Annotated in this window: 17 protein-coding genes and 1 pseudogene; 13 read left to right on the top strand and 5 right to left on the bottom strand. The window is 38.0% G+C overall.

Going from position 1 to position 20,761, the window contains the following annotated elements:
• Window positions 1-361: 361 nt before the first annotated feature.
• The 5 genes from HL290_RS17915 (at window position 362) to HL290_RS17895 (ending at window position 5,028) form a co-directional block, all read left to right on the top strand.
• Entirely contained in the window at window positions 362-1,348 is a 987-nt protein-coding gene (locus HL290_RS17915) for a DUF1852 domain-containing protein (protein WP_005042907.1), read from the top strand.
• 21 nt (window positions 1,349-1,369) lie between these two features.
• Window positions 1,370-2,413 (top strand): methionine synthase, encoded by a 1,044-nt coding sequence (locus tag HL290_RS17910; RefSeq protein ID WP_005048816.1) that lies wholly within the window; start codon window positions 1,370-1,372, stop codon window positions 2,411-2,413.
• Window positions 2,414-2,600: 187 nt separating this feature from the next.
• Entirely contained in the window at window positions 2,601-3,092 is a 492-nt protein-coding gene (locus HL290_RS17905) for a flavin reductase (protein ID WP_017392354.1), read from the top strand.
• Between the two features lie 682 nt (window positions 3,093-3,774).
• A complete protein-coding gene (locus HL290_RS17900) occupies window positions 3,775-4,329 on the top strand; it encodes a TetR/AcrR family transcriptional regulator (RefSeq protein ID WP_198497173.1) in 555 nt (184 codons plus the stop codon).
• A 171-nt stretch (window positions 4,330-4,500) separates the two neighbouring features.
• Window positions 4,501-5,028 carry a hypothetical protein gene (locus HL290_RS17895; protein WP_198497172.1) on the top strand — a complete coding sequence of 176 codons (528 nt, stop codon included), beginning with the start codon at window positions 4,501-4,503 and terminating at the stop codon, window positions 5,026-5,028.
• Window positions 5,029-5,039: 11 nt separating this feature from the next.
• Here HL290_RS17895 and HL290_RS17890 read toward each other — a convergent pair whose 3' ends face one another.
• The 3 genes from HL290_RS17890 to HL290_RS17880 are packed head-to-tail and all read right to left on the bottom strand — an operon-like array spanning window position 5,040 to window position 7,336.
• On the bottom strand, window positions 5,040-5,819 hold the full coding sequence (locus HL290_RS17890) for a tetratricopeptide repeat protein (RefSeq protein WP_198497171.1): 780 nt from the start codon (window positions 5,817-5,819) through the stop codon (window positions 5,040-5,042).
• A gap of 17 nt (window positions 5,820-5,836) precedes the next feature.
• Entirely contained in the window at window positions 5,837-6,616 is a 780-nt protein-coding gene (locus tag HL290_RS17885; RefSeq protein ID WP_198497170.1) for a hypothetical protein, read from the bottom strand.
• A 33-nt stretch (window positions 6,617-6,649) separates the two neighbouring features.
• Complete coding sequence (locus tag HL290_RS17880; protein ID WP_198497169.1) at window positions 6,650-7,336, bottom strand: type IV secretion protein Rhs; 687 nt, start codon at window positions 7,334-7,336, stop codon at window positions 6,650-6,652.
• 93 nt (window positions 7,337-7,429) lie between these two features.
• Between HL290_RS17880 and HL290_RS17875 the strand changes: the two genes are divergently transcribed.
• The gene (locus HL290_RS17875; protein ID WP_198497168.1) at window positions 7,430-8,131 is read left to right on the top strand and encodes a hypothetical protein; all 702 of its coding nucleotides are present in this window, start codon (window positions 7,430-7,432) and stop codon (window positions 8,129-8,131) included.
• 110 nt (window positions 8,132-8,241) lie between these two features.
• On the opposite strand, the gene HL290_RS17870 is transcribed toward HL290_RS17875, so the two are convergent.
• A complete protein-coding gene (locus tag HL290_RS17870; protein WP_198497167.1) occupies window positions 8,242-8,571 on the bottom strand; it encodes a darcynin family protein in 330 nt (109 codons plus the stop codon).
• Window positions 8,572-8,692: 121 nt separating this feature from the next.
• Here HL290_RS17870 and HL290_RS17865 point away from each other — a divergent pair, with 121 nt between their 5' ends.
• Together HL290_RS17865 and HL290_RS17860 are read left to right on the top strand one after the other, a co-directional pair.
• Window positions 8,693-9,292, top strand: a complete 600-nt coding sequence (locus HL290_RS17865; RefSeq protein WP_198497166.1) for a TetR/AcrR family transcriptional regulator — start codon at window positions 8,693-8,695, stop codon at window positions 9,290-9,292.
• Between the two features lie 709 nt (window positions 9,293-10,001).
• Entirely contained in the window at window positions 10,002-10,436 is a 435-nt protein-coding gene (locus HL290_RS17860; RefSeq protein ID WP_198497165.1) for an N-acetyltransferase, read from the top strand.
• Between the two features lie 267 nt (window positions 10,437-10,703).
• Here HL290_RS17860 and HL290_RS17855 read toward each other — a convergent pair whose 3' ends face one another.
• Window positions 10,704-11,567: a LysR family transcriptional regulator gene (locus HL290_RS17855; protein WP_198497164.1), complete on the bottom strand. Its 864-nt coding sequence runs from the start codon at window positions 11,565-11,567 to the stop codon at window positions 10,704-10,706.
• 225 nt (window positions 11,568-11,792) lie between these two features.
• Between HL290_RS17855 and HL290_RS17850 the strand changes: the two genes are divergently transcribed.
• From HL290_RS17850 to HL290_RS18900, 5 genes and pseudogenes are all read left to right on the top strand, one after another.
• Window positions 11,793-12,686 (top strand): PhzF family isomerase, encoded by an 894-nt coding sequence (locus HL290_RS17850; protein ID WP_198497163.1) that lies wholly within the window; start codon window positions 11,793-11,795, stop codon window positions 12,684-12,686.
• Between the two features lie 624 nt (window positions 12,687-13,310).
• The gene (locus HL290_RS17845) at window positions 13,311-14,843 is read left to right on the top strand and encodes a TolC family outer membrane protein (protein ID WP_198497162.1); all 1,533 of its coding nucleotides are present in this window, start codon (window positions 13,311-13,313) and stop codon (window positions 14,841-14,843) included.
• Window positions 14,840-16,978 (top strand): type I secretion system permease/ATPase, encoded by a 2,139-nt coding sequence (locus HL290_RS17840; RefSeq protein WP_198497161.1) that lies wholly within the window; start codon window positions 14,840-14,842, stop codon window positions 16,976-16,978. Before HL290_RS17845 ends, HL290_RS17840 begins: the two co-directional genes overlap by 4 nt.
• Entirely contained in the window at window positions 16,975-18,171 is a 1,197-nt protein-coding gene (locus tag HL290_RS17835; protein WP_198497160.1) for an HlyD family type I secretion periplasmic adaptor subunit, read from the top strand. The genes HL290_RS17840 and HL290_RS17835 overlap by 4 nt, the downstream gene beginning before the upstream one ends.
• A gap of 378 nt (window positions 18,172-18,549) precedes the next feature.
• Window positions 18,550-19,509: pseudogene (locus tag HL290_RS18900) on the top strand (BapA/Bap/LapF family prefix-like domain-containing protein); the annotation flags it as partial.
• Window positions 19,510-20,761 lie beyond the last annotated feature (1,252 nt).

The raw sequence follows: 20,761 nt of genomic DNA, 5'->3' as shown, positions 1-20,761 counted from the left end.
CCATTCTCCCTAAGTTTTTATGGATTAATATATTGAAAATAATAATAAATTTTAAAATTGGTAAGGGCTTTACACGTCCGTCGTATATTGAATTTCTACTGTCTAAAATCCCCAAAGATGAAAAATATTTAACTTCATACTTCTTTATTAAACTCTAAACATGAATTTCACTCAGTTTTGAATGAGACTAAATCATTTTTATTCATGTTGTGATTGCGGTATAAATCTATTCACGCTCTGAAGCGTTCTGGTAATTCAGTTTTGATAAGACCAAAAGGCACAAATCTGACAAGGCTGGAAAGTTTTAAAAAGAGCTCGAAATATTTTTAGGTTTATCTCAGAAATTAGGGTACTGATCAAAATGAGTAAAGAATTTACATTTACGATTAAGAGTATTTGTTTCGATGAAAACTATCGTCCAGCAGACAATACGCGTATTACAACCAACTTTGCTAACTTAGCGAGAGGGATGAGCCGTCAAGAGAATCTGCGCAACACATTACAGATGATCGACAATCGTTTTAATACCTTAGCTCATTGGGACAACCCTAAAGGCGATCGCTATGCGGTTGAACTTGAAATCATTTCAGTTGAAATGAATGTTGATGCTGCAAGCCATAACAGTGCGCTTCCTTTAATCGAAATATTGAAAACCAATATTGTTGATAAAAAGACCAATGAACGCATTGAAGGCATTGTGGGTAATAACTTCTCGTCTTATGTACGTGACTATGACTTTAGTGTGCTTTTGTTAGACCACAATAAAAATCAGTCTACTTTTAGCACACCAGAGAAATTTGGCGAATTGCACGGTAACTTGTTTAAGAGCTTTATTAACTCTGAAACTTACAGAGCAAACTTTAAAAAAGCGCCAGTGATTTGCTTAAGCGTTTCGACAACTAAAGTGTATCACCGCACTGAAAACGAACATCCAGTTTTGGGTGTGGAATATAAGCAAGAAGACTATTCATTAACTGATGAATATTTCCAAAAAATGGGCTTAAAAGTTCGCTATTTCATGCCGAAAAACAGTGCTGCACCTTTGGCGTTCTATTTTACTGGTGATTTGTTGAGTGATTACACCAACCTTGAGTTGATCAGCACCATCAGCACCATGGAATCGTTCCAAAAGATTTACCGCCCTGAAATTTACAATGCAAATTCAGTTGCTGGAAAATCTTATCAGCCAAGCTTGAAAAATGAAGATTACTCACTTACTCGAATTGTGTATGACCGAGAAGAACGTAGCCGTTTGGCTATTGAGCAGGGGAAGTTTGTTGAAGAGCAATTTATCAAACCATACCAAGCGATTCTTGAGCAGTGGTCTGCTAATTACGCTCCTAATTAATCAACATACGGGTCATTGATCATGAAAAAATTATTACCAACTTCAACTGCTGGCAGCTTACCTAAACCGTCTTGGCTTGCAGAACCTGAAAAGCTTTGGTCGCCTTGGAAACTCGAAAACGAAGGCCTGATTGAAGGTAAAAAAGACGCGTTACGTTTGGCGTTGCACGAACAACAACTTGCTGGCATCGACATTGTGAGCGATGGCGAACAAACCCGCCAACACTTTGTGACTACGTTTATTGAACACTTAAATGGCGTAGATTTTGAGAAGCGCGAAACCGTTCGAATTCGTGACCGTTACGATGCAAGCGTACCGTCTGTCGTGGGTGCTGTGTCTCGTCAAAAGCCTGTGTTTGTTGAAGATGCTAAGTTTTTACGTCAGCAAACTAATCAACCAATTAAGTGGGCATTACCTGGCCCAATGACTATGATTGATACGCTTTACGATGGTCATTACAAGAGCCGTGAAAAACTTGCTTGGGAATTTGCTAAAATTTTGAACCAAGAGGCGCGTGAATTAGAAGCTGCTGGTGTAGACATCATTCAGTTTGACGAACCTGCATTTAACGTATTCTTTGATGAAGTAAATGACTGGGGTGTTGCGACTTTAGAGCGTGCAATTGAAGGTCTAAAATGTGAAACTGCGGTCCACATTTGCTATGGTTACGGCATTAAAGCCAATACTGACTGGAAAAAGACATTAGGTTCGGAATGGCGTCAGTACGAAGAAGCTTTCCCGAAACTGCAAAAATCTAATATCGATATCATTTCGTTAGAATGTCACAACTCACATGTGCCTATCGATTTACTCGAACTCATTCGCGGTAAAAAAGTCATGGTTGGCGCAATTGATGTCGCATCTAACCAGATTGAAACTCCAGAAGAAGTAGCTAACACACTTCGTAAAGCGCTTCAGTTCGTAGATGCCGACAAACTTTACCCTTGCACAAACTGTGGCATGGCGCCTCTTTCACGTGAAGTGGCACGTGGCAAGTTAAATGCTTTAAGTGCTGGTGCAGAAATTGTTCGTAGAGAACTTACGGGTTTTGAACTCTCTGCTTAATCTTTACCAATAAGTGGTATAAAGGGTTACTTTTTTGATGGCAGTTGATAATCAAACAAGTAACCCTCATTTTACTTACTACATGTCGTTCTACGCAGAACGCATGTCGATAAAGTACCTTCCTGATGGAGTTGGGCGGTATAGCAAACACTCAGGACAAGGTACGGTTCAATTTAGGAATAATGTCATGGTTCAAGCAACAGACTTTAGAAATGCAATGTCTTTACTCACAAGTGCGGTTAGTGTTGTGACTACGGCAGGCATGTCTGGTCGTTTTGGATTTACTGCCTCTGCTGTTTGTAGTGTGACTGACACACCTCCGACATTATTGGTGTGTATGAACCAATCTGCGAGTTCACATGCACATTTCCTAGATAACAAAATCTTAACTGTGAATGTTTTAGGCGCACACCACGAACATATTTCAAAAGCATTTTCGTCTAAGCTCACACCAGAAGAGCGCTTTAAACATGGCGCATGGATTGAGTTAGAAACAGGTTCACCTGTGTTAGATGATGCTTTGGTAAGTTTCGATTGCGAGATTGATCAAATTCAACAAGTCGGCACACACACTATTCTTATTTGTCCGATTGTGGCGATTAAACAAAGCGAGCATGACCAAAGTTTGGTTTATTTTAATCGTGCTTATCACCAAGTGGGGCAGACCGAGATTGTCTAAACCGAAGTTCTGCTGTGTACTCTCACATTAAAAGTTAAAAGATAGAAATAAATAAGCATGGATCGCTTCATTTAATTTAAAAATATAATTAAATATAATATCTAAAACAATAATTAAGTTAATCTAATGAAAAATAATAATAAATTTAAATACTTGTCATAAAAGCTACATTGACACCCCTAAACTCTAAGATTATGCTTTGCGTGCTGGCCTACATTGCCAGCCGGCTTTGACAGGCCGTCCTTAAGAGCATTGAAAAAATTCATTTTTTTGATGTAGACTCACTCGTCCCCCTTTTTGTAGCGGTAGGACGGAAGGGGGACACCCTCGGGTGTGCTGGGATCTTAAGGCCAGTCTGTCAACCCTCTTTCGTTCTGCCACCATAATTCCAAATGAATGCTTTGGCAGAACTCCCAAAATCAGGAGTTGGCTATGCACATCCATTATTTCTTGGCCCTCAGTGCCAAAAGCTATAACGACACCACTTAATTTATCTTTAAAAAGTTTGACGGCTTAACCGCTTTTCAGACTTTAAGTCATTACGGCTAAAAACTTATATCAACAATAAAACTTGAGATGTGCCAAGCACCGTCTTACGGCTTTGCTGTGCCTTTTTTTCTCCCAGAAAGGGCACAGGCTTTTTATCTCATTTAGAAACAACAAGAATTTAAACGGTAAAACTATGCCAACTTTAGAAACGACTTCAAAAAAATTAAAAGTTATCCATAGCGCAGTAGATCTATTTAATCTCTATGGATTTCACAATACGGGCGTAGACCTGATTGCCAAAGAAACTAAAATTCCAAAAGCCACGCTTTATAACTACTTTCACTCCAAAGAAAGCCTCATAGAAACATGCATAAGCTTTCAAAAAAGCCGACTGAAAGAAGAAGTGCTGGCAATTGTCTACTCACACCGTTACGCAAGCCAAACCGATAAACTTAAAGAAATTGTGCGTTTACATGTCGATGTAAATAGCCTTTACCACCTTTTGTTTAAAGCCATTTTTGAAATAAAACAGTTTTATCCAAGGGCCTACCGCATGGCCGTTGAATATCGAAAATGGCTACTTCGAGAGCTTTTTGATTTGGTTTTTAGTCTAGAAACCAGCGCATTCAAACCCGATGCCAACATGGTTTTAAACTTAATTGATGGCTTGATGCTACAGGTTTTAAGCTCTAACAGTTTGGATGAACGGGATGTGGTGTTGGAGCGGTTTTGGGGGAGGGGGAAATAATAAAATAGTATACGGTGACTATACTTAAGGTTATTCAATAAAATTTTGTTTTTATGCTAGTATTTGTATGCTAAGGATATGTTAAATATAAATTATATTTAAATAGTATTTGATGGGTTAATGTGACTGTCACTATTTGGATTATATGATTTTAGTAAGGTTATTTTGATAATGAAATTATTTATAAAAATTATTTTATCTTTAGCAGTTATTTTTCTTATTCTCTTATTTATAACTTCATCGTTTAATCTGCAATCAAAAATTTTTAAATTATTTAATCCTGACTGGGTTGAAGTAAAAGATTATAAAATTTTAGATTACAAGGTTTACTGCTCAAGTAAACCTTGGCGACGAGGAATGGATAGGAATGCTCGTGGAGATATAAAGTATCAATATACATATCAAAATAGTGCATATACATCAGAAAAAGAAGATTTTTTAGTTTTATATAGATTAAAAATTTTTGAAAATTGTAATGATATGAAGGACCAAAATATATCTATATTTAATGAAATAAAGAAAAATAATGAAATAAAAGTTTTTATTTCACCAGACACAAAAAAATCGAAAATATTAATAACAAAAAAAGGTTTATCATTTAGAAACTCATGGATGATAAACCTTTTTTTAGAAATTCAGTTAATATTCTTGGTCTTAATTGGATTAATTATATATTTGATAGTGACTTCTAAGAAGTAAATTACTTAGAACTATTGGAACTGTTCTAAAGCTTCTTTTGCTGGCTCATATCCATTGTCGGCAGCTTTTTTGAACCAATATTTAGCTTTTTCATAATCTGAGTAAACATTAGCATACATATAGGCTAGATTATTTTGAGCCTCAGGTATGCCTTTTTCTGCTACTTTTGTATATAACTCTAGAGCTTTTGCATTATCTTGTTTAACCAGACTGCCATCAGAATAGATATTTGCTAAATTATATTGAGCTTCAGAAAAATTTTGATCAGCAGCTTTTTTATATAATTCCAAAGCTAAATTAATATCTTTTTTTATTCCATTTCCTGAAAGATAAGCATTTGCTAAATTATATTGAGCTTTAGCATATCCTTGATCAGAAGATAATTTATAAAATTCTAAAGCTTTTGATCTATCTTTATTTACATAATAGCCATTATCGTACATCAAACCCAAATTATATTGAGCTTCCGGAAAGTTGTTTTTAGTAGCTTTCTCATACCAATAGTAAGCTTTTTCTTCATTTTTCGGGGTGCCTATTCCTTTGGAATACATTCCTGCTAAATCATTTTGTGCAATAGGTAAGCCTTTTTCAGCTGCCATTTGGAAATAAGAAAAAGCTTTTTGATAATCTTTAGGAGCATCTTTACCTAAGAAATATTTACCGCCTTGTTCATATAATTGGCTTGCTTCACTTTGAGTCTTATTTTGTGGGGGAATAGGTTCTGAGCAGCCTGCACTACCTAATAAAAATATACTTATGAGGCTAGAAATCATTAAATACTTTAAATTCATAATATATCTCTTTTAAATTAATCTGCTCCAACTATATGCCATTCTAGCATTGGATCTCTTTTGATCGCCTCTTGCTTTTCTTTTTCAGCTGCTTTTGTTTCAAGTTCATCTACCATATCTATTGCATCAAGAACGCCTTGAGCTGTCTGGATGGCAGTATTTGTTTTTCCAACCGTATTTCCTAACTCTTCTCCTTTGCCTTTTAACCAGTATTTCACACCTATTGCTGCACCAGCACAGGTGAGACCAACAACTGTAGCTTTTCTAGGATCAAGCCGTTTTATTGCTACTTTAGTACATTTCCCTACAGCAGCAAGCCCAGCTATTTCACCTGTCTTTTCACCAGCTTTAGATAAAACTAATGTAGAAGATTTTGTTGCAAGTGCTTCTGGGTTTCTGTCAACTATAGCTAATGTTAACTCTACTCCATCTGCAAAATTTCCTGCTTTTGATCCTAATTTATCAACCTTGCTACCGAATTTTTTAGTATCAAATACTTTTGTATGCTGATTACCTTTGAAAATTCGTCCTGTCTGGGGATTTTCTTTATAAAATCGGAATTCCTTAGCTTTTTCCAACCTTTCTTTACTAAACAAAGGCGTATTTTTTGAATGAACAAGACCCCATCTAAAATTGTAATTGTCTACAACTGATGTTCCATCTTTTAAATAACCTAATACATCTGAAGTTTTTGCAGCTACATTACCCGCAGTTTCAAGATGTTCTTTAGTAAAAACTGAAACAGGTCTTCCATTTTGATTTACTTTCTGTTGTAAATCTTTCTGTTCATTTGCCATCTTTATCACTCACAATACTTTTTGAATATTCAATTATTTATGATAGTTACTTCTTAAATAATCGCCTTTCTCATCTGTTTCTTGTAATAAATCAATTTCTTTCAAAATTTTAGGGCTTACTAAAATTATCTCTCTTACTAAGTTATTTTCTATTCTTAGTATTGGCTTAAATTCATTAGTAATTAAACTTTTAACGGATAGGATTGGAAAGTCATCTTTAGGACATACAAATACTGCTTCACCATCATTATTTGTTCTACATTCCATAAGAGTTTTATTATTATCATCGCTTAAGTTAAATTCTAAATTTGGTATAGGATCTCCTACAAAATCTAGGAATTTAATATAAGTATTATCCTCAATAGTTCCACCGAAACGGCTAATATAATAGTGCCATTCATCGCCACCAATCAAAACTTTAACTTTTTCCTGTTCCTGTGATCTGATACGTCCAGTCCTACCATACTGGTCAAGGAAGCCAGTTTTTACTTGTCCATTTGAATGTAAAACAGAATATTTAATATTAGATGTTTCCTTAAATAGATTATAAACATCTAATTTATTACTAAAAGGAGATTGAACATTAGGGATTTCTGGCAAAGAAAAATTAGCCTTTTCACCACTTTTAAAAAGGTGTTGTCCAGCTTTCGGCTCAAATTTTCCTGGTGTAATCAGGGTAATACCATCTTTATTAATAATGATTTGAGAACCACCAGCCATTAATAACCTCAATTTTATAAAAATATTCAGAATTTTGCACTGATATAGCCTAAAATAAATGTATATCAAATGTCTCGTTATTTTACGTAAAATATGACTTTCATCTTAGCTATTCAATTAAACGATAGCATTATTGTTGCAGTTGACAATAAAAGAGTAACTGTAAATGAAACCTTAGATGTGGAGCTTTCTACTACACATTACTCGAAGTTATACGCTTGGGAGCAAGGTATTATTACTGGTACTGGCGAATCAAGAGTGGTTCAGCAATCAGTTGATATATTTAAAAATATAGCAAAATCTAAATTAATAACTTTACCTGAATGTCTAGATATTTCTAAGAGAATACGTACCTTAGAATTAGGTCAAGACCTTGATCAAGTTCATAATGGAAAACTACTTTGTTCTAGTTATAGTCAATCTGGCGCGCAATTATATAAAATTGAAAGATTTGATAAAACATCTCAGCATACACTGAAAAAAGTTTCTCCCATGGAGATTATTATTTGGTTGTTTCACCCAAATGTAGACTTGATTGCAGATAATTTGAAGAGGCTCTATTCTGATCTCAGAGATTATTCTCTATTTTCAACACAAGTTGATTGGATCAATTATTATATCAATAGGCTTACACCAATTTATCAAAAACAAAGTGAAATCGATCCATTTATGAGTCAAAGCTTTGATATCTTTTTTCAAACAAAAGATGAGCATTTGTTTGGACATATACCTAATACACAAAATATTCCTTTAAGTTTTCAACAAGTTTTTAAAAAGAATAGCTATATTAAATAGATATAAAAAAATCGAAATAAAGCTAGATTTTACGATGGCTATTACCTTAGGCATAGCCATAAAATTACTGGCTTAAAGCATCACTGGTTTGATAAAAAGTTACACGTATTTTATAAAGAACTTTCATATTCCACATACCCATCTTCAATTGCAGGAATAATCTCTACAAACTCAAAGTAGGGTACTGTACAGAATTCAGAGTCTCGAATTGCATCAATCACAAAATAATAATCTTGCAGAGATTTCGTCTCAAACACAGCAATATCACTGGCTTTAGTGCTAAACGCTTCAACGTCATACCATCGAACTTTTACAGTCGGGTACTTCTCAAAAATAGGCTCAAGCTTCTGTGCACTAAACTCAGCCCGCTTTTCACGAGGTAATGCCAACCAAGCAGGCAAAGCTCTTAAATGAATAAAAAAAGTATAGGTTCTAGACATAACCACTCCATGACTGAGCCGAGTTGTAGTTCAACTGAAAAAACATCATTTGCTTGTCATATCAACATGACTCAGTCATTATATGAGTGATTACTCATATTACATACTCGCATTTCGCCTCATGTCAGAAATACTTCCAGACCCACGTAAACGCCCGCGCCAAGCACGCTCAGTGGCTACCTTTGAAGCAATTCTAGAGGCGGCTGCTCGCATTTTAGAGTCTTTAGGCTTTGCTGGATTTAACACAAATGCCGTGGCTGAACTTGCTGGTGTAAGCATTGGTAGCCTATATCAATACTTTCCATCTAAAGATGCCTTAATCGTCGAGTTAATTCGACGTGAGCGTGCCAAGCTTTCAAGTCGTATTGTTGAAGACATTCAGCAACATGACGCCGCAGACTTAAAAGATAAACTAAAACTGATCATACAGGCTGCTGTGCAACATCAATTGAGCCGTCCGCAGTTGGCACGAACTCTAGAGTTTGCTTCCGAACTCATTGGAAAAGACATTGAAGAAAGTGAACTTCAACACGAGCTTGAGACCATAATTTCGGATCTGTTTATACGTTCTGGCATTTCACATGCACAGACAGCCGCACAAGATGTGATTGCTTTAAGCAAAGGAATGATTAACGCGGCAGGCATAGCAGAGGAAAATAATTTAAATTATTTACAGCAGCGAGTTGAAAAGGCTGTATTTGGTTATTTGGGTTTGAGCTAGCGGACATAAGCCATGGTTACAGCGGCACAACCCATGTCATTATGAAGAAAGAGCATATAGATGTTATAAACTCTTTGGAAGATGCTTTTAGATACTCGAATTACTTAAGCTTATGTGTGTACGATAAGGGCAGTGAGTCATCTTATAACTATTTAGAACATTGAATATGTGTGTGCTTTAGAATTAATAGAGATTACATGAAATTGTGGAGAGTTGATCAATAAGTAATCCTGAAAGGTGACAAATCATTAAAAAAGCCCAAGTACTATGAGTCGGGCTTTTTTAAAAAATAAAACTATGATTTATATTAGAAAAAAATACATTTCGCATAAGCTGTATTATGTTAATTTTAGAAACACTAAACTAAATAGTTTATATTAGTGCAAAAGTAACGACCTAAAGAAACTTAGAAGAATGTTATTTTCATAACATGGAGTTGTTGTGATGTTACAGGATAACTTAATTCAAGATTGTCAAGGAAAACCCATTCCTCAAACACATAAAAGTATCTCAATGGATTGGGATGAAATTAAGAGTTGGTCTGATCAAGTTTATATGCCTTACTGTGCACAACCTCTGATTCAAGTATGCACTCCGTATCGGTCGCAGATATGATTGTGACTCGTTTTAAATATGGTATATAGCTCCCATTTTAGATTTCGCATAAGGTGTATTATAATAATTTTAATAAATTTAAGAGTAAAACGTTATGAGCTCAATAACTATTAGACAGGCAAATACTAATGATTTTAGTGGGTTAACAGAGATATGGTTTAATGCATCAGTTAAAGCTCATAATTTTATTCCGGAAATATATTGGGAAAATAATAAAGTACAAATGCAAAATATCTATCTTCCAATGTCAGAGGTTTACCTTGTAGAAGATACAACTAACATTTATGGATTTATCGCTTTAGTAGAAAATACGATAGCTGCAATTTTCGTATCTCCCGAGCAGCAAGGTAAAGGGATAGGTAAACTACTAATTAATCATGCTAAGGGAATTAGAAACAATCTAGAATTAAATGTATATCAACAAAATACTAACAGCGTCAGATTTTATGAGTCTGTTGGTTTTAAAGTTTTAGAAGAAACCTTAGATGAAGAAACTGAATCAAAAGAGTTTTTAATGCGATGGGAATGATCGTTTTGAAACCTATTTAACATAATGGCCGTTATCTGAAACCATATTTAAAAAAAAATTTAAAATCATAGTGGTAAGAATTTTTATCTACTACAAAAAAAGCAAAATTCTGATTTTGACACAAATCGGCTTTTTTATGAGCAGATTTGATAGTTATCGCCAATCATTTTGACTAAAAATCACTCTGTACAACTTGAGCGAGACCTAACTCGGTTTAACATAAAATTTCTTTTTCGAATTCAAAATTAGAATAAAAGCTAATTTTTATCACGACAGATATTCTTGTAGTTCTTTTTCAATCGTTTCACTAATCAACGTTGAATAGTCACTATCCTTCGTATCTAAATGACGCATTAACCACACTTCTTGTTTTAAAGTTTGCTCAGGTAGTATTTGCATTAAACCTGAAGCTTTTGCAACAAAACAAGGCAGGGCTGTAATTCCTTGTCCTTCAATGACTGCTCGAAGTTGCGAGTGCATGTTATCAAAAGACAAGGCAGGTGCTGCATCTTGAGTGAGTTCACGCATCCATTGTGCTAAGAAAGTATATTGAAGGCTTCGGTCCCAACCGATTATACGATGATTCAGTAAATCATCAGCCGCTTCAGCATGCTCTGCGAAACTGGCGAGATAATCCTTACTACAATAAAGTCCATACTCCAGTTGGCCAAGTCGCCGAATAATGTAACGCCCGCTTTCTGGTCGAACAAGTCGAAGAATAATGTCAGCTTCCCGTCGGGAAAAATCAACAGGAACGACACTCGTTGAGATTTCTAATTGTAAATCTGGGTGCTTCAGTTGCAATGCTGTTAGCTTTGATTGGAGCAACTGTTGCCCGATTAACTCAGGTAAAGCAATGCGGAACAATGATTGTTGACCTTGATCGTTGTAACGCTCCATCGCTATTAAATGCTCTTCTGCTTTTTCAGCCAAAGCAAAAAAATGTTTTCCAACGTGGGTGAGTGTATAGCCATCACTGTCTCGAGAAAAAAGAATCGCATTGAGACTTTTCTCCAGTTCAACAGCTCTGCGATGTACGGTAGAAACACTAATACCAAGCAATTTTGCACTGCGGCTCAACCCGCCAGTTCGCCCAATAGCTAACAAAATTTTAGTATCGTCCCAGTTCATACCTTTCCATATTTAGAAAATGCGTTTGCAATAAAAACTATAGTATCCCCGATGTTTAGATTTATACAATTCAAATAACCACTACAGAGACTCAAAAACTAATGATATGAGACGACTATAAACCTTTTAGAGCTATGACATGTTTTGCTGCAATTAAATAAGATTTTCTGGTTATGGCGGGAGCTATTTCTGAGATCACAATGTTAACAACAGAGGAGTTCTGCTATGACGACCATTTATGTAGTTGATGCATTTACCACCAAACCAAATACAGGAAATCGAGCGGGGGTTGTGCTAGACGCTGACCATCTTACAACTCAAGAGATGCAAGATATTGCTGCATTCGTAGGGTATTCAGAAACAGCCTTTGTTTTGTTACCTAAAGATCAAAGCCATGCCATACATGTTCGATATTTTACGCCAACAAATGAAGTCCCAATATGTGGACATGCGACGATCGCTACTCATTTTTTACGTGCAACTACAGGCCACCAATCAGACTATCCATTAATCGCAAAAACGGGGGCAGGTCATTTACCCGTTTCAATATTTGGAAGTCCAGAAGCATTATTGGTGAAAATGACTCAAGGTCGCGTAGAGTTTTTACCACCTTTTAATGCGAATCAAAGGGCTGAACTTGCAAGCGCACTGGGTGTAAGCGAGAGCGATTTTGCGGACTTGCCAATACAAGTTGTCACGACGGGGCATTCCAAGGTGATGGTGCCAATGCTGAGCAGAAGTAAGCTTGATGAATTAATTCCTAACAATGAAAAACTGAAAGCTATTAGCGCTGAAATAGGTTGCAATGGTTTTTTCCCATTTGCCTTGGAAGGTAGTAAGCAAGAACCTATTACCTATGGTCGAATGTTCGCACCTGCAATCGGTATTAATGAAGATCCTGTAACTGGTAATGCAAATGGTCCAGCAGGAGCGTACCTTGTTCATCACGATTTAATCGAATGTGACCAGAAAGTAAGTTATTGGGGGTATCAAGGTCTCGCAATAAAAAAACCGGGACGAGTTCTAGTGACAGTTGAGAAAACAGATTCAATATTACATGTCAGCATTGCAGGACAAGCGGTTTTAGTTGGCTCAGTTTTGTACTCGGGAAAAGGTTGATTATATTTAAGAAATTATGACATCTTGCTAGTTTAAAAGAAGTTCTTTTCTTTACAGCAGCGAGTTGAAAAGGCTGTATTTGCTTATTTGGATCTCACATAAAGATCATATATTTTTATAAAGATGTAAATGTAAAAGGGCTACTATTGGCAACGTTTTTAAAGTAAATGTGTTGTGCTCTAATATAAATAGAAAATATTTTATGCATTTAATATGCTTTTAATCATGTGTTTTAATTTTATTTTAAATAAATCATTATTGATGAATTTAAATAAATAATATATTTTTAATAATATGATTTTTTAGAGTTTATAGCCTACCACTTCCCCAAGAGGTAGGTTTTTTTTATGGGAATTATTTATTCTAATAATTGAATTTTATAGTTTTTGTAGGTGTTTAATTGGTTTTAAATATATGTGTTTAAAACTCATTTTTATAATTTAAACTATAAATAAATTAGATATTTAGTTGCTGGTTCTAAAAATTAATCATTTTTTACTTTATTTTTTCGCAAAGAAAATTATTCTGAAAATTATTTATTTAAAGTATGGAATTTAATATTTTTGATAATTTTTAACTGAGTTTTGGATTGTTTTACAATATTTCAAGAGATTAGATCTTCTAATGAGTAAATTGCCTTTTTCCCACAATGATTTCCAACTTATAATCAGATCAGGTACGAAGTTTTTTTTATATTTTTGTATTGCTTCTAGTGTATCAATATCAATTACAAAGGCAGAGACCGCGTCTGTTAACTCGGGAAAAAGCTTAACAAAAAAAGTTTCTCAACTCTTTAAACCCACGCCAGATGAAAGCTACCGATCTGTCGATTTCCAAAAATTAAGCAATTTAGGGTTTGATCAGAGCCAATTTCAACGACTAGGAAATGATGGGAACTATTTACCGACGTCTACTGCGATGTGGAGCAATCAAGTCAGTTTAATTGATGCGATTCAATATGCGGTTCAACGAAACCCTAATATTTCTCAAGCCATTTCAACTTTAGCTGGCCAAAACGCAGGTATTGATTATGCCAAGGCGGGTTATTATCCCCAGCTTTCAGGTGGAATAACGACAGGTGATTTGGGTAGTGGTGAGCGGGGGAGACAGTTACTCACGTTATCTGCGACTCAAATGCTTTTTGATTTTGGCAAAGTAAAATCAGGTGTATCGGTTCAGCGTGCCAAAGTACAAGTCGAGCAGGCCAATGTGCTGGTCAGCATTGATGATATTGCACTTGATGTGGCGCAGTCGATTGTCAATATTCAGCGTTACCTTCAATTAAATAAGATTGCCGAACAGCAAATTGCCGGGATTCAGCGAATTCAGGAAATTGCCAATTTACGTGCAAATGCCGGTATTAGTAGCCAAGCTGACCCAGTTCAGGCACAAACATATTTAGAATCTGCACAGTCGACACTCATTGCTCAACAATCTTTATTACGTCAGTACCAGCAACATCTAAGAACTCTGGTAGGAGTAGATGTTTTTAATAAGGTATGGGTCATTCCTGATGATTTGGTAAAGCAATCTGGTCTCTATAATGAGCCTGAGTTTAATACCATTCCAAAAATGATTGCAGCGCAAGCGGGTGTTGAAGTTGCTAAAGCACAAAAGGAACAGACTCGTTTAACACGTTATCCGACTTTGGCGGTCAAAGGTTCTTTAAGTCAGGCCATTAATGGCAGAAACCCAAATAATGATAAAGATGACGGCTTATATAGTTCTGTCATGCTTGAAGCAACCAGCCAGTTTTATCAAGGTGGGGCAGTTTCTTCTCAGGTCAAAATGGCAAGCTATGCAGAAGAAGCAGCTAAATCTCAGGTCAATTCAGTTTATATGGATGTTCTTGATCAGATTAGAACCAGCCGTGAGCAAATTGAAAATAAACAACGCCAAATGCAGGTACTGACCAATCGTCAGGCCACGACTGTTCGTACACGTGAACTTTATCAAGAGCAGTACAAACTTGGTACACGCTCATTGGTCGATTTATTAAATGCAGAGCAGGCTATTCATAGTGCCAATTCAGAACTCGAAACCGCACGTTATGACATCTACAACAGTATTGTGCAATACATCTCGGCAACAGGACGTTCCCGCCAAGCCTATGGCTTAAATAATATTTCAATTCAGGGGTTCGAAGTACAACCATGATGACAAAAATAAATTACCAGCCCTGGTTACAGGCGGTCTTAACGATTGCTAAACATTATCGAATTGAGCCTTCCGAAGAAAGAATCCGTTTACAACTTGACTGGAACCAGAATCAAAACCTTGATGATGTTTTACAGTTAATGACACGTCAGGTTGGGCTAAATCTGCGTAAGGTGCCTTTTTCATTAGATTTACTTAATCCGTGGCGTTTACCTGTTCTGGTCGAGTTTCATGACGGGCAGGTCGGTGTTGTCGATAAAGCCGATACTCAAGGAAATGTCAGTATCCAGTTTAGTGGGGATCAGGGACTTTCTCAAAATTTAAGCCTAGATGTCTTAAAAAATACCATTAAGAATGTCTATATCCTGCGTCCTGAAAGCTCTATTCCCGATGCGCGTATTGATGAATATATCAAACCCTATGAAGCAAGCTGGTTCTGGTCAATTGTTCTAAGAGACTGGAAGCGCTACGTTGATATTATGTTTGCCTCACTCATTGCCAATATTTTGGCACTGGCAACTATTGTTTTCTCAATGCAGGTCTATGACCGCGTTGTGCCTTCACAGTCTGTTCCAACCTTATGGGTGCTGGCTGGTGGTGTGCTTATTGCTGCTATTTTTGAGTTTATCTTACGTGTGTCCCGAGTTTATCTATCCGATATTATTGGTAAACGAGCAGATTTACTTGTCTCTGACCGTGTATTTGGTCATGCCTTAAGAATCAAAAATAAAGATCGTTCAAAATCTACAGGTAGTTTTATTTCGCAGATTCGTGAGCTCGAAGGTGTTCGTGAACTGGTGACCTCTACCACCATTAGTGCAATTGCCGATTTTCCATTCTTTTTCCTGTTCCTGACCATCTTTGCCATTATTGGCGGGAAACTGTTTTGGGTGATGTTGCTGGTTGTACCGCTTATGATTTTGCCGGGTATTCTGGTACAGAAGAAGCTAGCGCAACTCGCACAAGAGGGTATGAGAGAATCTTCAATCCGTAATGCTATTCTGGTTGAAGCGGTGCAGGGTATTGAAGATATCAAGTTGTTGCGTGCTGAATCGCGTTTTCAGAACCAGTGGAACCACATGAATGAAGTTTCAGCCGATATCGGTATGAAACAACGTAAAATTGTCGGTACCTTAATGGCATGGACTCAAAAGATTCAAGGCTTGACCTACGCATTTGTGGTTTTGGTGGGATGTTTTGCGGTGATGGATGGTGAAATGACTACGGGTGCATTAGTGGCCTGTTCAATTTTATCTTCACGCATGTTGGCACCGATTGCACAAATTACGGGTGTTTTAGGACGTTTACAGCAGGCGAAAGTTGCCAAACAAAGTCTGGATGAACTCATGCAACGCCCAATCGATCAGCCAGAGCGTTCGCATCTGGTACATAAGGCTGCTTTAAATGGCGACTACGAATTAAAAAATGTCTTGTTCCAATACAGTGAAGATGAACCACGTCCAAGCCTTGCAATTCGGCACTTAAAAATTCGTGCGGGCGAACGAGTCGCAATTTTAGGGCGTAATGGAGCAGGTAAATCGACATTGCTTCAGCTCCTATCTGGCATGCAATTTCCTATTCAAGGTTCAGTGCATTTAGATGGCTTAGATCTTTCTTTAATTGACCCATCTGATGTACGTCGTGATATGGGTTTACTTAACCAGAACGCACATCTTTTCTACGGTACGATTCGCGAGAACCTCACTTTGGGTGCACCGCTTGCAACTGATGAAGAGATTCTTCGAGCTTTAGTGGTGACAGGTGCATTACCTTTTGTCCAAGAGAAAAAAGAAGGACTAGACCACCTAATTTTAGAAGGTGGGGTTGGTTTCTCTGGTGGTCAGAAACAAGCGTTGTTATTGGCTCGTCTATTGATTCGTCAACCTAATATTTTATTACTCGATGAACCAACAGCAGCGATTGATGATGTGGCAGAGAAACAATTGATTGATCATTTAAAAGGATGGCTGGCCCATCGAACCTTGGTGGTTGCGACTCACCGCCGCGCTGTTTTAGAACTGGTGGACCGTATCATTGTCGTTAACGATGGCAAAATCGTGATGGATGGTCCAAGAGATCAGGTCCTTAATCAATCAACAGCCCAACAAAGACAAGTGCAAGGGGGTAATTCATGAGCGAACCAAAACAAGAACAAGAACTCACCCGTTCAATGAATGTCTCTTATACTGAACCACCATTACCACGTGCCAGCTTAGTGATCTGGATTGTGGGGATTGGTTTAGTTATTTTCTTTATCTGGGCATGGGTATTTAAACTTGAAGAAGTCTCTACCGGCACGGGTAAAGTAGTTCCATCGTCTAAAGAGCAGGTCATCCAGTCCTTAGAAGGCGGTATTTTAACCAAGCTGAATGTACAAGAAGGCGATATTGTTCAAAAGGGCGAAATTCTTGCGCAATTAGATCCAACCCGTTTTGCATCGAATGTCGGTGAATCAAGATCTTTACTGATCTCTGCTCAGGCAACTTCAGCACGCTTACGTGCAGAGGTAAACGGCACACCATTGGCTTTTCCTGAAATTGTGCTGAAAGAACCAAAACTTGTACATGAAGAAACGGCATTATATGCGTCCCGCAGAGCCAATCTAGAACAAACACTTGCAGGTTTTAGACAGGCTTTGCAACTGGTACAACAAGAACTGGCAATGACTGAACCGTTAGTTGCTAAAGGTGCAGCCAGTGAGGTTGAGGTTTTACGATTACGTCGTGAAGCAAATGATTTGCAAAATAAAATGAATGATGTACAGAACCAGTATTTTGTGCAGGCTCGTGAAGAGTTATCTAAAGCCAATACTGATATTGAAACGCAACAACAAGTCGTACTGGGTCGTAGTGACAGCTTGGATCGCGCAGTCTTTAAAGCACCAGTACGTGGTGTCATAAAAGAAATTGCGGTTACAACTCATGGCGGTGTTATTCCGCAAAATGGCAAGTTGATGACCATTGTACCGATTGATGAACAGCTGCTTATTGAAGCGCGTATTTTACCGCGTGACATTGCGTTTATTCGACCGGGGCAAGAAGCACTGGTTAAGATTACCGCCTATGACTATTCAATTTATGGGGGGTTAAAAGGTAAGGTTACGGTTATTTCCCCAGACACAATTCGTGATGAAGTTAAACAAGATCAATTCTATTATCGTGTTTATATTCGAACCGATTCAGACAAACTTTATAATAAAGAGGGTAAGGCATACAGTATTACACCGGGTATGGTGGCAACGGTAGATATTCGTACGGGTGAAAAGACGGTGCTGGATTACTTACTTAAACCATTCAATAAAGCCAAAGAAGCATTACGAGAAAGATAATAAATGTATATCTATATAGCTTTTAAATATTTAAAAGCTATATAGATATTAATAAAGATAAGATTTTGTTTTAAATGTGTGGTTTTTATTAGTTGTGTTTTAAAACATAAAAATATTAAAAGCATATTTTAAGTATTATTTGTTAGTAAGTTTTTGAAAAACAATATTTATTATTTTTGAGTTTTATTTGATTAATAAATAAACTAGTTGTTGCTGCATTTTTTGTGATGCAATTCATGTTTACAATTACTTTGTGCGTTGAGGTTGACCTTTGTTTTATCTAATTTATTCCTTAATTTGGGCTCTTCTTATTTAATAAAATTTAAGAGCTCTAAATTGGATTGGTTTAATTAAATAATCCTACGAAGGGGAATAAATATGTCTGAGATAAGGGTAGTTTCTAAGGAGAGTCATGAAACCTTAGAAACTACGACTAAGGATACAGTCTCTCTTTCCGAAGCATCAGTTATTTTAATAAAAGTAAATAAAGATGATGTTTCTGAAATTAGACAGGACGGTAGAAATGCAATTATTACTTTAAAAAATGGTGAACAAATAGTAATAATTGATTTCTTTAACGGTAGTAATTATTCAACCGATAATAGTTTGGTTTTTGAAGATAATAATCATAAGTTATTGTGGGTACAGTTTACTGACAGTAATGGGGTATTATTAGATCATATCACTTATAGTTATATCGATAGTATAGAACCGCTGCTTTACCATGATGGAGCTGCATCTCCATGGGCATGGTTATCTGTACCGCTAACCGCAGCAGGAATTCTGTGGTGGGCACATGACAGCGATAAAAATAATAATTTAAATAACGACTCTGACAGCGACTCTGACTCTGATAGCGACTCTGATTCTGACAGCGACTCTGATTCTGACAGTGACTCGGACTCTGACAGCGACAGCGATTCTGACTCTGACAGCGACTCTGATTCGGACAGCGACTCGGACTCTGATTCTGACAGTGACTCGGACTCTGATTCTGACAGCGATTCGGACTCTGACAGCGACAGCGATTCGGACTCTGATAGCGACTCTGATTCGGACAGTGACTCTGATTCGGACAGCGATTCTGACTCTGACAGCGACTCTGACTGTGACTCTGACTCTGACAGCGATTCGGATTCTGACAGTGACTCTGATTCTGACAGCGACTCTGATTCTGACAGCGACTCTGATTCTGACAGCGACTCTGATTCTGACAGCGACTCTGACTCTGACAGTGACTCGGATTCTGACAGTGATTCTGACTCTGACAGCGACTCTGACTCTGACAGCGACTCTGATTCTGACAGTGACTCCGACTCTGATTCTGACAGTGACTCGGACTCTGACAGTGACTCGGATTCTGACAGCGACAGCGACTCGGACTCTGACAGCGACTCGGATAGCGACAGCGACTCTGACTCGGACAGTGATTCTGACTCTGACAGCGATTCAGATTCTGACAGCGACTCTGATTCTGACAGCGACTCTGACTCTGACTCTGACAGTGACTCGGATTCTGACGGTGACTCTGATTCTGACAGTGACTCGGATTCGGACAGTGATTCTGACTCTGACAGCGATTCGGATTCTGACAGCGACTCGGATTCTGACAGCGACTCGGATACCGACAGCGAATCTGACTCTGACAGCGACTCTGACTCTGATTCGGACTCTGACAGTGACTCGGATTCGGACAGCGACTCTGATTCTGACAGTGATTCTGATTCGGACAGCGACTCTGATTCTGACAGCGACTCTGACAGTGACTCCGACTCTGACAGCGACTCTGATTCTGACAGTGACTCTGATTCGGACAGCGATTCTGACTCTGATAGCGATTCTGACTCTGACAGCGACTCTGACTCTGACAGCGACTCTGATTCTGACAGCGACTCTGATTCTGACAGCGACTCTGATTCTGACAGCGACTCTGATTCGGACAGTGACTCTGATTCTGACAGCGACTCTGACTCTGACAGCGACTCGGATTCTGACAGCGATTCTGACTCTGACTCTGACAGTGACTCGGACTGTGACAGCGACTCGGACTCTGACAGCGATTCTGACTCTGACAGCGACTCTGATTCTGACAGCGATTCTGATTCGGACTCTGATTCGGATAGCGACAGCGACTGCGACTCTGATTCGGACAGCGACTCTGATTCGGACAGTGACTCTGATTCTGACAGCGATTCTGATTCGGACTCTGATTCGGATTGCGACAGCGACTCTGACTCTGACAGCGACTCTGATTCTGACAGCGACTCTGATTCGGACAGCGATTCGGATAGTGACAGCGACTCTGATTCGGACAGTGACTCTGATTCTGACAGCGATTCTGACTCTGACAGCGACTCTGATTCGGACAGTGACTCTGATTCTGACAGCGACTCTGATTCTGACAGCGACTCTGATTCGGACAGTGATTCGGATTGGACAGGACTCTGATTCTGACAGCGACTCTGATTCTGACAGCGACTCGGATTCGGACAGCGACTCGGATTCGGACAGCGATTCGGATTCTGACAGCGATCGACTCTGACAGTGACTCTGATTCTGACAGCGACTCTGATTCTGACAGTGACTCTGA

It is taken from the genome of Acinetobacter sp. AC1-2, from assembly GCF_016124155.1.
Classification (GTDB): Bacteria; Pseudomonadota; Gammaproteobacteria; order Pseudomonadales; family Moraxellaceae; genus Acinetobacter; species Acinetobacter calcoaceticus.
The sequence above is the reverse complement of the archived record's forward strand: the minus strand, read 5'-3'. Positions and strand labels throughout refer to the sequence as shown.